Source organism: Gammaproteobacteria bacterium, assembly GCA_041395725.1.
GTDB lineage: Bacteria > Pseudomonadota > Gammaproteobacteria > Pseudomonadales > Pseudohongiellaceae > NORP240.
In genome coordinates, this window is sequence record JAWKZW010000001.1 from 2,934,947 (window position 1) to 2,949,424 (window position 14,478).

Below are 14,478 nucleotides of genomic sequence, written 5' to 3' on the forward strand. Positions count from 1 at the left end.
TGCGCTTCAATGCCAGTGAGGATCGGGTGGTCATCGATACCAATCCATGGCTTGCGGATTTCAGCACAGGCGATTCACCCACTGCCGATTCATCCCCTTGGGAACTGCTGCTGCAGCCTGTGCTCCAGCCAGCGGAATCGACCGTACAGGTTAGTTCATCATCCTTAGATCTTCGGACCAGTGTATTATGGCACGGATCTCGATATCTTGGATGCGATCCAGGGCATTGCGCAGTAGGATGGCCGCCACAGGGGTATTCTGGCTAAGGCCTGTGACCTGCCGGTCACCGTTAGATGCACGGTAAACTTTAAAGGTCAATAGCGTCCTGGTATTGTCCGTGATTTTTTGACAACAGCGCTAATAATCTCGCGTAAAAGAGCTGAAACAAAACAATGAAACTTTCCGACGTTCAGATCAATACCATCGTACACTTGGTCACTATGGTTTCCGTGCTGGCAGGAGTTGGATTTGTGATTTGGGAGCTGCAACAGAACCGGGAGCTGGTGCGCCTGGAGATGTTCAGTGAAGGAACCATAGCCAACAGGCAGAGCACTCTGATGCAGGCAGGGGAAAATCCTGCTGTAGTCCTGGCCAAAGCCTGTGAAGGATCAGAGCAGCTGACAACGGAAGACTTGATCATTCTCGAGTTCGTGTTTAACGAGACCATGGAAACAATCAGTCGAATGCGCCTGCTGGAGAATGGTCTTTACCCGGCTGACGCCTGGCAGGGTAATCTGATTCGCTCCAGGTTCGAGTTCATTTTTTCCATGCCTGCCGGTCGTGCCTGGTGGGAGGCGCTGGACACTGTGCCAGCGATCAGACAGCCTATCGATGCGTTCCTTGCCACACTCGGACCGGCAAACTGTGCGGGACGCTATGCCAGCTGGAAAGCTCGAGCTATTGCCCAGGAGAAAGTTGCGGATCGCTGAAGACTCGACTGTAAAAGGTATCTTCAGAACCGGGCTCTGTTCATTTGCGTTTGTGACAATAACATAGCCACCTGGAAACCATTGAAATCTCCTTCCGCAAACAACGCAACGGCTAAGCCAGAAAAGATGAGATTCATCTCGCCCTGTAATCGAGTTGTCTGGTTGTGCGTGTCACCAGTAGCCTGGTGCAGCTCGTTTAATCGGATACTGGCTTTCGCCGTACGCGCCCCCAACTGTCGAGCAGCTCCACGAGTTGCTGCAGAAAGAAGGGGACACTGGCAATTTAATAGCTTAGGAAAATATTTTTCAGTGGACACGGCACGCTAAGTTATTAAGTTATCAGTGCCCCCTTCTTTCGACGCGAGGCTGCCATTCTCCGCTGGTTGATCCGCTGTCCGAGTGTTTGCAAGTTAACCGTCTACACCGTTAGAAATCCACTTTTTTGAATACTGAACGTCGACAGCTTCTCCGCCCGGCTCGACTGCTCTCTAAAAGCACTGCTGGCCGGCCCGGGTTTTTATACTGTCTTCGCTGCAGTGGAGCTTGTCGCCAAAACTGCGGTTCTAGCAGTGTGATCCTGGGCCGTGCTCGTTCTAAAATCTGTTGCTCCAGGATTAGTTGAGTTAACGGCTGATCCTGATGCCGCGCTTTGCCGGTATTTCCTCGATTTCCCGATTAAGCAGACGCTCCTTGGCTTAACCCGGTGAGCTTAACCCGATGACACAGTCAGGCAGTGTATTGGGTAATATCGGGTGGAGCCGTTGTGGTTGGCCAGTTCGAAGGTTTTCACGCCGGAATTCCGCCCGGGTAATGGGCAACGCGTCAGCACCTTGATGTGCGCGCTCTATCAGTCCGCCGAACCAGCAGGTTTCCGCGCCAGTGCCAGTAGGCGGGTAAAGCCTTCCGTGTGCGTAACCTGATCGAACAGCACCTCATCAAATCCAGCGGATTCCAGAATTCCGGTAATTTCTGCGCGGGTGTAGTGGCGTACAAAGGTCACGCCGTCTGCTTCGAACAAGCGCCGGTTCCCCTCGATAAAATCGATGCAGAGTCGACCTCCGGGTTTCAGGTATTTGCTTATGTTGTCGATGGCCGGCTTGAAAGACGGAAATAGGTGTTTGAAGGTGAGCGAGGAAAGTGCCGAGTCGAACTGCTGGTCCGGGGTAAAGGATTCGGCGTCACCGAGCAGGAAATGAATCCTGTCATTGGCGAATTTGTCGCTGAGATAGGCGACCTGATTGGCCGACAGGTCTACGCCAAGGTAATCCTTGAAGGGGACATTTTCCTGCTGCATGGCGATCAGCAGACGACCGTAGCCGGGGCCTATTTCGAGGATGCTTTTTTCCGGCCCGAACAGGTCATGGCCCCTGGCATTTTCCACGAAGGCCGTGCCGGGAATCTGTCGTCCCCAGGTCAGTATTTCATCCGGTCTGCTGTTTTTCCAGCGGGCCTTGGAGTCCCTCTGCAGCTCGTCGAGGGAGCCATAGAACTTGTTTTCCAGTTGTGTTACCCGGCGAGCGAGTTGCTCATTCTGTTCCAGTAGAAACTGAATGCCCAGCAGGCGTTTCAGGTAATTCCTGACAGCAGTAGGAACAAGGTATCTGCTCATCTGCGTTACTCTTTGTTCTAAAGTATTCGAAACAACAATCTGACCGATTGCCACAGGGCTTTGCGGTAATCGCTCAAAGGTTTCCTCACTGGCGGCAGAACGTGGCCTCCGTCAGGGTCAGAGTATCAGCGCTGCAGCCTGGCGCTCAGATTTTGCACCAGATTGGCATAAAAATCCGACTCCGGCTCCAGTTCAGCGGCTATCTGATATTGCGCCAGGGCTTCTGACAGCCGGCCTTCCTGCTCCAGAAAGCGGCCCAGTGTGCGGTAGAAGAAGGCGTTGTCCGGCTGGGCCTGCACACCGGCCTGGTAGATCAGAATCGCCTTTTCGGTATCCCCCTGGTTATTGTACGTGTTGCCCATGATGTGAATCTGCGAGTCGTTGTCCGGGTCCAGTTGGATAGAGCGAAGGTCGAGAGCGATTGACTCTTCGAAGTTACCGTCTTGTCGTTCCAATTCACCCAGGGTGGAGATTGCGGCACGAATCGCGGTATTGGGCTCCTCCTCCAGGGTCAGGGCAATGTAGCGGGCAAAGAGAGGTTTCGCCTCCCGGTAACGCTCAAGGAAATAATAGGTGTTGGCCAGGTTTCGATAGGCCTCAGCAAAATTCGGATCTGCCGCTATGCTTTCCCTGAATTCCTCGATAGCCTGGTCATAGCGTTCCAGGTTGCTGTAGGTGTTACCCCGCCGGAACAGACGCTGGGCCAGTTCCCGGTCCACCGTCGGCTCATTGCGTGTCGCACCCGCATAGCGGGACAAAACGGCTTGTAGTGATGGACTGTCGTCCTGCGCAGCCAGCGGAATGGCTATCCACAGACTGGTGATCAGGACCAGCCCGGCTGTCCATGGCTTGGTCGCCTTCATGGCTCTCCCCTTTGTCGTTTCTTTACTCACCGCTATCACAGGCAGCAGTATAAACCAAAATACAGAAGCAGCGCCTAGACCACCCTGAGTGTTGTTCCGTTTTCATCGGCCTGGGTGACTTCCCCGATTATGCTTGCTGATCCATACCCCTGCTGCTTGAGTGCCTGCAGGCACCGGTCAGCCTCGGAACGGGGCACACTGGCCAGCAGACCACCGGCTGTCTGGGGGTCGAACAGTAATTCCAGCAGCGGCTCGTTGCCGCGCTGGGGTTCATTCTTGCCAGCGAACTCCATGATCTGCTTGATCAGGCTGTTTTCTTCGTGCAGCGAACTGAAAATCTGTTTCTGCAGGCAAGCCGTTGCGCCGTCAAGCACTGGCAGAGCTGTCAGATCCAATGTTGCGCTCACGTTTCCGCCGCTCAGCATTTCTGCCAGATGACCTGCGAGGCCAAAGCCGGTGATGTCCGTGCAGGCGTTGGCGCCACTGCTGACGAAGCAATCGGCGGCTGCCCGGTTGGATACCAGCATCTGTTCGAAGGCATTGTCCATCCAGCGACCCTTGGCCTGCAGGCGCATATCGGCAGCCAGCAGGGTGCCAGTTCCCAGCGGCTTGCATAAAATAAGTGCGTCTCCAGCCTGGCAACCGCGTTTGGAAAGCAGCCTGGCCGGGTGCCCATACCCATTAACTGACAATCCAAAGGCCAACTCCCGGGCTTCATTTGAGTGCCCGCCTGCCAGCGCAGTCTCGTGTTCGTTAAGGGCCATCACGCAGCCGGCCATCAGTTCATCCAGGGTTTCCTGCATGATGATCCTGGCCGCAAAGGGTATGCTGGCAATAGCCAGGGCCGTATGAGGGCGGGCGCCCATGGCATAGATATCCCCGATGCAGTGGTTGACGGCGATGCGGGCAAACAGCCAGGGATCGTTGATAAAGGCAGGAAAATAATCGACAGTCTGCACCAGGGTGCGGTCGCTGCTGATGGTAATCAGCGCTGCATCTTCAGCGCTGGTAAGGTCGCCAACCAGATCAGGCTGTGTATGAGGCCGGAGGCGCTGCAGCACAGATTGCAGTGTGTTACTGCCAACCTTGGCTGCGCAGCCTGCACATCGAATCGCGTGGTCCTGCAGCGCCTTTTCCGTTTCGGGATCCGCCAGGCCGCGTTTCAGTTCCAGCTCCCGTTCTGGAACGGGAAACTTGGAAAACCTGCGCATAAAATCCATGTCGATCTTGTGCTTCAGTGCCCAGACCCACCGGCCGCTGAAAAACAACTGGCGGCGGGAGGCAATTGCGCGGTTATCCCCGGTATACATCAGGGCCAGCGCATGGCGCTGGGGAATAAACTTCTCGAGTTTCCTGCCGGTGGCAAAGCGGATCAGGTTGCGGGCGAGGGGCATTCCCTGTCGAACCGCAAAAACGCCTGATTTCGGTCGCGGATGACCTTCTATAGTAGCGGCATCACCACAGGCGAACACAAACGGGTGACTGATACTCTGGAGGCGGGTATTGACTGCGATGAAGCCATCTTCGGTGACTGCCAGGCCGCAGTCAGCCGGCCATTGCGGGATACCTGCCCCAGTGGCGTAGACAATGGTGTCGGCTGTTACCGGGTCCTTGCCGTCACAGATTATGGTGTTAGGCTCGAATTCTGTTACGCGGTGATCGAAATACAGTTTTACGCCGCGGTCTTCCAGTTCTGCCCGGGTGTAGTCTTTGACGCGATTATTGTGGAATTTCAGCAGCTGGGTATCTGCCGTGACGAGTTTGATGATCAGTGGGGACGGGTCGCCCTTCTTTATTCCGGCAGCCTTGTGTATCGCGAACTGAGCGGAAAAAGCCAGCTCCACGCTGGCAGGGCCACCCCCGACAATGGCAATGGTATAGGATTTCGATGCCTGAATGTTTTCCAGGGCGGTCTGCTTTATCTGCTGCCAGTTGGCCAGGAACTGGTCAATAGGCTTTACACCGATGGCATGCGTGCCGGCACCTGGTATTTTTGCCGCGTCGGGGCGCGAACCGATATTCAGGGAGATCAGATCAAACCTGGCAGGCGGGCGGTTACTGAACAATACCCGTTTGCCTTCCAGGTCAAGCCGGTTAACTTCTTCATGAATCAGTTTGGCGCCGGCAAACTGACACAGCGGCCGCAGGTCGATATGGATGTCATCGGGCTGGTATACGCCGGCAATAAAGCCGGGCAGTGCGCCGGAGTACGGCGTATGCACATCGCGGGTTATCAGGACCACTTCCAGGCCTGGCACCGGTTTCATGCCCAGATGCATCAGAACACTCAAATGGCTATGCCCGCCACCGATCAGGATCAGTCGCTTGACTGCCGGAGAACTTGCCGGGGAATTTTTCATTGTGGTACTGCCTGGAGCATGGTCGAAGTGTATCCTATTTATCTGTGGGGCAGAATGCGCTATTTAAGGAGCCTGTGATTAATTACCACAATGCTCTTTGATTGACCGGCATCAATCCGCACAGGCCTCCTCCACGCTATAAAGGCAGGTGTCAAGTCAGGTACATAGGCAGGTCTGAGTGGAGGGTAAAACATGAGCGACGATAAACGCAAAACTGACAAACAGGGTCACAAGCTGGGTGCTGACCGGCATGATCCCTCCAGTAAGCCTGAGAAGGAGTATGGCAAGCACAAGACCTCCAAAGATATTCGTGAGGATCGAGGGACTCGACAACATAAGCTGGGTGAGCGGAAGCGCTGACGGTTACAGGGCGGCTTGTGGGCGACCTACAGCCACTTGTCGTTGATGTGCAGCCAGTAGCCTATTATTCGTCCCAGCGAGGAAAGCACCAGTCCACCCAGAATGGCCGTGGCGGCAAACCTTGGAGACAGGGGCAGCAAGAGCCAGCTGCCAGCGAGGCACCCAATGACCCAGTCGATCTTGTCCCAGGGCAGCCAGGGTCTGCCGGGTGCAATCTGCAATTGGCGTTTTATCATGCTTTTTATCGCATCTCCCAGCAGGGCGGTAAACCCCAACCAGGCGCCCAGCCACCAGTATTCATAAAACAACGGCGAAATTGCCAACTCGTCCAGGCGGCTGAAGTTCCTCGCCAGCAGCACCTGAAAGAAGTGTGCTACGGTGGCCATCAACGTCCCGGTCAGCAGACCGCGCAGGGTTTTATGGGACCCAAGCAGTTGCTGACCGCGCCAGTGCAGGCCAAAGTCCATCGGAGTCTCCCAGCGCGGCAGTATTCTGGCAGCAACCGGTGGAACCAGATTGGCTATCCCGGCGGGAATCAGGAACCAGATTACTTGCAATAACAAATTCATCCTATCCACCCCTGCAACTCAGAGATTCTTCAGTTCAAGTCGGATCAGATAAGCGTATTGAAGCGTTGCAATCAGGCCGGTGATGGCGGTCAAGATGGCCAGCGGCATCAGGAATCGTGAATTGCCTGAAAGCACCACCAGGAATAGCAGGTACTGAAAAGCGGTGGTCAATTTGCTGGGAAACCTTGCCTTTACAGATCTGACGGTGCGAAGGCGCCCGATCGCCAGCAATATCAGAAAGATAAAGAACACCCCGAAGTCCCGCAGGGCAAACAACAGCCACTGCAGGAGCGTGATCTTGCCCAGCATGATCCAGGTTACGCTGATGGAGAGAACAAACAGCTTGTCGGCAATGGGATCCAGCACCTGCCCGAGGTAACTGGTCCAGTTACAGAGCCTGGCCACAAAACCGTCCAGAAACTCAGTGGCCAGACCAGCCAGAACCAGCGGCAGGTGGGCCGGTTCGGGGCAAAATGGGAAAACCGCGGCAATAACAATGCGTATCGACGTGATTCCGTTGGGAATGTGCCTGGTCAGATTGCTGGTTGCTGGCTGGGTCATGGTTTTCAGGATCAGCTGGGTTGTTTGGCGGTAATTCCGTCCTTCACCCGCAATGGCGACCGATTCTGGCAGTAGTATCACGCCATACAGCGAATCACAGGTATTAATGTATTCTTAAGGAATTTCTGATTAATTACCACACAACGTCAGGTTAAATAAGCAGCGGTTCCTGATGCTGTTAAGGGATAAGCTACCATAAAATGACTCAGCTTTAGTGAGCATTGTGGATGGTTGAAATTGTGCGGCTGACGGTGTCAGCCAACTATAGAGGGCAGAAAGATGATTTTTCGAAGTAAAACTGGAAGCGGTAATCTTGAGCCTGCGGGGGCACCTGCTTCCCGTTACGGGTCGGTTACAATTCTATTACATTGGCTGACCCTCTTTCTCATCGCTGCCATTTATGCCTTGATAGAAGCTCATGAAATGATTCCACGGGGCAATGCATTACGTGGTGCAACCGAAGACTGGCATATCTATCTGGGATTCGTGCTGATTCCGGTAGTTTTGTTGCGCTTATTCAATATACGTCGCAAGTCAGCTCCGGTCATTGTCCCGGCGCTGCCAGCATGGCAGATGAAGCTCACCTACTGGATGAGGCTGTATTTGTATGTCTTGATGCTGGGCATGCCCCTGCTTGGATGGATTTACCTGAGCGCCGACGGTGCTGCGATTAACGTCTGGGCTTTTCCCCTGCCCGCCATAGCGCCTGAATCCGAGAGTCTGGCTGAGTTCGCCGAAGAGGCGCATGTGTTGCTGGGGACCTCCGGGTATCTGTTCATTGCTCTGCATGCGTTGGCTGCGCTTTATCATCACTACCTGGTTCGCGATAACACCCTGGTTCGGATGTTGCCCCGTTTCCTGTTGAGAAACCGCTGATTAATCCAGTTGCTGATCAGCCAATAAAAAAGGGGGCCTATGGCCCCCTTTTTTTTGTTCCTCAAGTAATGCCCTTCAGAGCATTTCCCGGTCAGTGAAAAATCTCGGCGTACCGGCCATTGATCAGCATGTGGACAACAATGCTCGCAATGTAGCCGGCGGCTATAACCGGAGTCCACTTCAGGTGGCCAAAAAACGTGTACTTGCCATGGGCCTGGCCCATCAGCGCGACGCCGGCGGCCGAACCTATAGACAGCATGCTGCCTCCCACCCCGGCGGTCAGGGTGACCAGCAACCACTGTTGCTCGTTCATGTAGGGATTCATCTGCAGAACTGCCACCATGACCGGAATGTTGTCCACAATCGCGGACAGCACGCCAACCAGTGAGTTGGCAATGGTGGGGCCGAGGTCCATGTACATCCACTCGCTGATCAGCGCCAGGTAGCCGATAAAGCCCAGCCCGCCCACACACATGATGACTCCAAAGAAGAACAGCAGCGTGTCCCATTCAGCGCGCGCCACGGCCCTGAAGCTGTCGAACGCCCCAACATCGCCTACCTGGCCGTACTCGGCATCATCATTCGGATGGGGCTTGTGGGTTTTGGACAGGTAGTAACCGAAAATCTTCAGGTAACCCAGGCCTGTCATCATGCCAAGGAACGGCGGCAGCCCTAGAAAGTTGTGGAAACTGACGGCAGTTACAATGGTGCAGGCGAAAAGGAATATGATAACGGTGGCGCCGCGCTTGATACGGACGGCTTCATCTTCCACGTGGGGTATTTCGTCTGGTACGGCGAAATACATCACCGCGGCGGGAACGAGGTAGTTGACTATCGACGGAATAAACAAGGAGAAGAAGGTAAGAAAATCCACCATGCCGGACTGCCAGACCATCAGGGTGGTGATATCACCGAAAGGTGAAAATGCCCCACCGGCATTGGCTGCGATCACGATGTTGATACAACCCAGTCCGATGAAGCGGTCATTGCCCTTGCCGACCGCCATCACCACGGCGCACATGACCAGGGCAGTGGTAAGGTTATCTATAATCGGCGACAGAAAGAAGCTGATGACACCGGTGATCAGAAACAGTTTGCGGAATCCGTAGCCCCGGGATATCAGCCAGGATCGCAGCCCTTCGAAGACCCGTCGCTCCGACATGGCGTTCACGTAGGTCATGGCCGCCAGCAGGAACAGGAACAGTTCACCAAATTCCACCAGGAATTCCCGTACTGCTTCCTCGGTGGTGTGTTCGATCCCGTTCTGGGCATAGACGAGGCCGATCATGCCCCAGATGAAGCCCGCTGCCAGCATGACCGGCTTGGATTTCCTTAACTCGGTGAACTCTTCCAGGACCACCAGCGAGTAGGCCGCTATGAACAGGAAGATGGCGGTGTATCCAACCCAGCTGCTGGTCAGGTCAAGTCGTTCACCGTGTTCTCCGCCACTCGATGCGGCGAAGGCCATCAGTGGAACAAACAACAGCAGGGGGAGTAACAGAAGGGATCTGGAGATAGGTCTCATGATTTTTTCCGCTTGTGGTTCTTGATTTTAGAAAGCTTCTGGTTCCCACGAACGGGATTCTCCGCTCAGATGGGGATGCAGGAAAATAGACTTTTTTGCCGCGGCAGGCAAGTAAAACAGCCGTTTGCTGACACTCTGAAACAATTTTCCTGCCCATCAAGGCCACAGTGACGTGCCGATTTCACGCCTGGCGAGCCAGCATCCGGGTTTCGATCCCCGGTATCGGGTGGTCGGGAATCAACTGGCTCAGAATCAGAGAGCAACAGGCTATCGCTGCACCGATAAGGAACACGGCGCTGTGATTGATCACCCAGAGCAGGCCTAGCGAGGCTGGTAATACCACGGCGGCGATGTGATTGATGGTGAAGCTGATGCCCGAGGTTGACGCGATGTCCGCCGGGTCGGCGATTTTCTGAAAATAAGTCTTGATGGCGATTGCCATGGCGAAAAACAGATGATCCAGCAGATACAGCATGACGGCGATGGCAACGCTGTTGACGAAGGCATAACTGACGAAGATAACGATCAGGCCCAGGTATTCCAGGGTCAGGGCGCGACGTTCGCCCACCAGAGAGATCAGGCGGCCTATTTTGGGGGCCAGCCAGGTGGTCAGGGCGGCGTTGACCAATGTCAGCAATACGACATTCTCAATGGGGAAGCCAAATTTCTCGACCAGCAGAAAGCCGGCGAAAACAACGAATATCTGGCGCCGGGCACCGGACAAAAAGGTCAGCAGGTAATACAGCCAGTATTTCTGCCGCAGAAACAGGTGCCGGTGCTGGATAACTGTGTCTTCAAAGCGAGGCATTAGCAGCCAGCAACACAAGCCGATGGCTATGCAGACGCTGCCCGCCAGCAGGTAGATAGCCAGGTAGTTGGGCTCGAACATCAGGAAGTACAGATAAAGGAAGCCCAGCACGACCAGGCTGGTGAAGCTGCGAGCACTCAGGATCTGCCCGATGACCTGCGGTGCCTCCTTGTGCTCAAGCCACTGCAGGCTGAGTGAATTCTGCAGGGTCTCCAGATAGTGGAAGCCGACTGACATAAGCACGGTGGCGAAATACAGCCACAGGGCCTGGGGGAAGAAGGCGGTTATCGCCGTGCCCACTCCGAGGGTGACCAGGGACAGGATGGCAAAATTCTGCTGCCGTATGAACAGCAGTACCCACACCGCGGTGAAGGCCAGGAAGCCGGGCACTTCCCGCAGGCTTTGCAGGATACCGATCTGCTCGCCACTGAAAGCGGCCTGCTCAACCACGTAGTTGTTCAGTAACACCTGCCAGGTGGAGAAGGCGATTGCGTTACCGATGGCGAGCAGAAAGAGCAGGGTTTTACGTTGACTCAGGATGTGGCTGACGGTTTCCATTGAAAATCCGGGTTCAACCCGCGTCGGCGAGTGCAGGGTAGTCGGTGCCAGATTGACGCCACGAGACCGTGCCTGGCGAATGACGAAAGTATATCATAGCCGTTATGAAAGCCCTCTCACTCTATGCCGGGCCCAGAGCCATGCGCCAGCTTCAGGCCAACGGGCTGCAGCCGGAGCAGTTCAAGGTTATGGCCGGCGCCTCCGGTGGTCCGAAATGGTTCGTCCTGTACGGTCTGGATCGTTATCTGTTCGGTGATTTTTTTGCTGGCCGCAAGGATGCGCTGGCAACCATTGGTTCGTCTGCCGGCGCCTGGCGTCTTGCCTGCCTGGGGACTGCGGAGCCGGTAGCCAGCCTGGACCGGTTGGCATCCCTGTACAGTGCCGAGCAATATTCTGCGCATCCGACCGTCAAAGAAGTCACCGCCAAGGCCCGCGCCATGCTGCATCGGGTGCTGGGCCCCGATGGTGGCACACAGCTGGTGCAGAACACCAGGATCAAAACCCACATCATCGCGGATCGGTGTCGCGGTTTTCTGGGTGCTGACAACCGTTTGCTGCTGGGTGCAGGTCTGGCAGTCGCCGCAGTCTCCAATCTGGCCAGCCGGCGCACGCTGAAGTGGTATTTTGACCGGGTGGTCTTTAATAATCATGCCCATGCCTGCGAGCTGACCAGCCTTGTCGACATTCGGACACTGGATGTCAAGCTGACCGGGCACAACGTTTTCGATGCGCTCATCGCCAGCGGGTCGATACCCTTCGCCCTGGAGGGTGTGCGGGATATTGCCGGTGGTCCGCCGGGTCTCTATGTGGATGGCGGCATAACCGATTATCACTTCGATGTCCCCTTTCATGTCAATGACGGACTGGTGCTTTACCCGCACTTCTATTCCCGTGTCGTGCCCGGCTGGTTCGACAAACGCCTGCCCTGGCGGAAGGTGGTGAGGCGATACTACGACAATGTGCTGCTGGTCGTCCCGTCACGGGAGTTTGTTGCGGCGCTGCCTTATGGCAAGATACCGGATCGGCAGGATTTCAGGACGATGGATTACGACAGCAGGGTCAGGTACTGGCAGACAGTATTGAAAGAGAGTGAACGCCTGGCGGAGGAATTTGCCGGGCTGGTGAACACTGGCGCAGGCCTGGACACGATGCTGCCGTTTGATCCCGACAGCAAGGTTCCCTAGAGCCTGTTACTGGAATCAGAAACCTTCCCGGAATTGAAATCAGCAGTCAGCCGAGCCCCGTCCATGTTGCCCTCCTCCAGTCAAACTTCCGACCCGATTATCCGCGCTGCCATGCCGGCCGATGCCCTGGACATAGCCAGGATTTACAACTGGTACGTGGACAATACACCGATTACCTTTGAAGAGCAGCCGGTCAGCGAAGCGGCCATGGGGCAGCGACTCGGTACAGCGCAACACCCCTGGATTGTGCTGGAGCAGGGTGGCAGGGTGCTTGGTTTTGCCTATGCGGGGACATTCCGCAGCAGGTCAGCCTATCGCTACAGCGTAGAAACTACTATTTATCTTGATCGGGAGGCGCAGGGTAAGGGGCTGGGCACGCGCCTCTATGAGGCCCTGATTGACCGGTTGCGGGCGACACCGGCACACCTGCTGATTGCGATAATTGCCCTGCCCAATGACAGGAGTGTCGGATTGCACGAAAAACTGGGGTTTGAAAAAGCGGGCCACTTGCAACAGGTTGGCCGCAAATTCGATCGCTGGATTGACGTCGGGCATTGGCAGCTGCTGCTGGGCTCGGAAAACGCTGATCAGTCAAAGGCTGGGTAACAATCACCGTGACGCGGTAAAGAGGAGTATTATGAAATTCAAACCGGAAGCTTACGACATTCCCGCCGATTACCGGCACTGGCACGGTGATCGCGCCGAAGATTTTCTTGGTCCTTTCTTCTTCCGGCTGGAGGGGGGTGTCCTACATACCGCGTTTCGCGTCGATGAGCGGCACTGTAATGCCCACAACTCCCTGCACGGGGGCGTCATGATGACCTTTGCCGATTATACGCTGTGCCTGGCAGCCAATGGTGGGGCGGAGCAGAGTGTCGCCACGGTGACCTGTAACAACGAATTTGTGGCCCCGGCCCACAAGGGCGATCTGGTGCTGGGGCGCGGTGAGGTGGTCAGACGCGGCCGTTCCCTGGTCTTCACTCGCGGCGAACTGGTGGTGGACGGCAATGTTATTCTGAGTTGCAGTGGTGTCATCAAGCTGCTGCGGCCGGCGGCAGATCAGTCCTCCAACCGGTAAACCCTGGCAGCAGTGCCGTAAAACAGGGCGTGCTTGTCAGCTTCGGTGAAATCAGCCACCAGCTTCTTGAATCCATTCCACAGTACCGGGTAGGAAATCGAATAGCGATCGACCGGGAAATTGCTTTCAAACATGCAGCGCTGGGGCCCAAAGCATTCGATGGTATGCAGGTAGTAGCGCTGCTGCCTGCTCACGAATTCATCCGAGTCGGGCGGCAGATCGCGCGTGTGCCAGCCGAATCCATTGTCCGGCATGGCAAGGCCGCCCAGTTTGGCGTAGACGTTAGGGCAACGGGAGATGGCCTTGATATCCTGCTTCCATTGTTGAAAGATTTCATCGCGGCAGCCCGCGTAAACACCGACGCCCAGGGGAGTACCAAAGTGGTCCAGCACCATGGTGCACTCGGGTATTGCCTGGGCCAGTTCGCAGAAATCCTGGTTCTGATGGTGATAGTGCCAGGTATCGTAGGTCAGCTCCTGCTCAGCGAGTACTCTAAGTCCCTGGCGAAAAGGCTCCTGACCGTAAAGATAGGACGGCCCCCTGGGGGAAATGAAAAGCTTGTCGGCATTTTTATCGTGCGCGCCGGCCTGGCGGAAACCCCGCAGGTAGCCCTGACCCGCTTCGCGGTGTTGGGCGATCACTTCTTGTAACAGAGCTTTCGACTCGCCGGCCATGGAGAGATCCACATGGCCGACCAGTGCCGCGACAGGCGGTTTACCTTCGGTGTTTGCGGCACTTTGCCGGGCCAGTTCGGCGATGGTTCTGGTTTCTCCAAGGGACTGCAGGTGTCGCGGTGCATCCCGGTCATAGAAAGCATGGCACTCCATAAAGACAGTCCGGGTGATGTTATGTCCGGAGCCGGTGTCCTGCCATAACTCGTCGAGCATGTAATCAAAGCCCAGACCGCGTTTCCACAGGTGGTGGTGGGGGTCGATGATCGGGCGCTGGGGATCCAGAATTTCTTCGCGCACCTGGGCCAGCCATTGGGGAGACACCGGAGGTAATGCAGGCATAGTTATTGGCTCTTCGCTGTTATTTTCTGGACCCGGCGAGTTGCCGGTACACGGCCGGACGGCGGGCACAAAGCCTGCCTGGTCTCATGTGTCCGAGGCTGTTCAAATGGTGTAGTATGGCCAGCGCCTGGTCAAATCGAATTGATGCATGTCAACCGGTCGCCAACAGCCGCCGGGCTTCAGCG

General features: G+C 55.7%; 14 protein-coding genes. 6 read left to right on the forward strand and 8 right to left on the reverse strand.

From position 1 onward, the window contains the following. Positions 1-392 precede the first annotated feature (392 nt). Positions 393-929, forward strand: coding sequence for a hypothetical protein (locus R3F50_12860; GenBank protein MEZ5491192.1), 537 nt, complete (start codon positions 393-395; stop codon positions 927-929). 847 nt (positions 930-1,776) lie between these two features. Here R3F50_12860 and R3F50_12865 read toward each other — a convergent pair. From R3F50_12865 to selD, 3 genes are all read right to left on the reverse strand, one after another. Continuing rightward, positions 1,777-2,538 carry a class I SAM-dependent methyltransferase gene (locus tag R3F50_12865; GenBank protein MEZ5491193.1) on the reverse strand — a complete coding sequence of 254 codons (762 nt, stop codon included), beginning with the start codon at positions 2,536-2,538 and terminating at the stop codon, positions 1,777-1,779. Between the two features lie 125 nt (positions 2,539-2,663). Beyond that, on the reverse strand, positions 2,664-3,401 hold the full coding sequence (locus R3F50_12870) for a tetratricopeptide repeat protein (GenBank protein ID MEZ5491194.1): 738 nt from the start codon (positions 3,399-3,401) through the stop codon (positions 2,664-2,666). Positions 3,402-3,475: 74 nt separating this feature from the next. Next, entirely contained in the window at positions 3,476-5,761 is a 2,286-nt protein-coding gene (gene selD, locus R3F50_12875) for a selenide, water dikinase SelD (protein ID MEZ5491195.1), read from the reverse strand. Positions 5,762-5,953: 192 nt separating this feature from the next. Between selD and R3F50_12880 the strand changes: the two genes are divergently transcribed. Continuing rightward, complete coding sequence (locus R3F50_12880; protein MEZ5491196.1) at positions 5,954-6,121, forward strand: hypothetical protein; 168 nt, start codon at positions 5,954-5,956, stop codon at positions 6,119-6,121. Positions 6,122-6,147: 26 nt separating this feature from the next. Here the strand turns inward: R3F50_12880 and R3F50_12885 are convergent, their stop codons facing one another. Together R3F50_12885 and R3F50_12890 are read right to left on the reverse strand one after the other, a co-directional pair. Next, positions 6,148-6,690 (reverse strand): CDP-archaeol synthase, encoded by a 543-nt coding sequence (locus R3F50_12885; protein ID MEZ5491197.1) that lies wholly within the window; start codon positions 6,688-6,690, stop codon positions 6,148-6,150. Positions 6,691-6,708: 18 nt separating this feature from the next. After that, a complete protein-coding gene (locus tag R3F50_12890; GenBank protein MEZ5491198.1) occupies positions 6,709-7,251 on the reverse strand; it encodes a CDP-alcohol phosphatidyltransferase family protein in 543 nt (180 codons plus the stop codon). A gap of 279 nt (positions 7,252-7,530) precedes the next feature. On the opposite strand from R3F50_12890, the gene R3F50_12895 reads away from it, so the two are divergent. Next, positions 7,531-8,127 carry a cytochrome b gene (locus R3F50_12895; GenBank protein ID MEZ5491199.1) on the forward strand — a complete coding sequence of 199 codons (597 nt, stop codon included), beginning with the start codon at positions 7,531-7,533 and terminating at the stop codon, positions 8,125-8,127. 91 nt (positions 8,128-8,218) lie between these two features. On the opposite strand, the gene nhaD is transcribed toward R3F50_12895, so the two are convergent. Both nhaD and R3F50_12905 read right to left on the reverse strand, forming a co-directional pair. Next, complete coding sequence (nhaD, locus tag R3F50_12900; GenBank protein MEZ5491200.1) at positions 8,219-9,652, reverse strand: sodium:proton antiporter NhaD; 1,434 nt, start codon at positions 9,650-9,652, stop codon at positions 8,219-8,221. Between the two features lie 181 nt (positions 9,653-9,833). Further along, positions 9,834-11,018 carry an MFS transporter gene (locus tag R3F50_12905; GenBank protein ID MEZ5491201.1) on the reverse strand — a complete coding sequence of 395 codons (1,185 nt, stop codon included), beginning with the start codon at positions 11,016-11,018 and terminating at the stop codon, positions 9,834-9,836. A gap of 104 nt (positions 11,019-11,122) precedes the next feature. Between R3F50_12905 and R3F50_12910 the strand changes: the two genes are divergently transcribed. The 3 genes from R3F50_12910 (at position 11,123) to R3F50_12920 (ending at position 13,280) form a co-directional block, all read left to right on the forward strand. Next, positions 11,123-12,202: a patatin-like phospholipase family protein gene (locus R3F50_12910; protein ID MEZ5491202.1), complete on the forward strand. Its 1,080-nt coding sequence runs from the start codon at positions 11,123-11,125 to the stop codon at positions 12,200-12,202. A gap of 63 nt (positions 12,203-12,265) precedes the next feature. Continuing rightward, entirely contained in the window at positions 12,266-12,808 is a 543-nt protein-coding gene (locus tag R3F50_12915; GenBank protein MEZ5491203.1) for an N-acetyltransferase family protein, read from the forward strand. A 31-nt stretch (positions 12,809-12,839) separates the two neighbouring features. Beyond that, positions 12,840-13,280, forward strand: a complete 441-nt coding sequence (locus tag R3F50_12920) for a PaaI family thioesterase (protein MEZ5491204.1) — start codon at positions 12,840-12,842, stop codon at positions 13,278-13,280. Here R3F50_12920 and R3F50_12925 read toward each other — a convergent pair. After that, positions 13,262-14,293, reverse strand: a complete 1,032-nt coding sequence (locus tag R3F50_12925; GenBank protein ID MEZ5491205.1) for an amidohydrolase family protein — start codon at positions 14,291-14,293, stop codon at positions 13,262-13,264. The two genes, R3F50_12920 and R3F50_12925, sit on opposite strands and share 19 nt — an antisense overlap. Positions 14,294-14,478 lie beyond the last annotated feature (185 nt).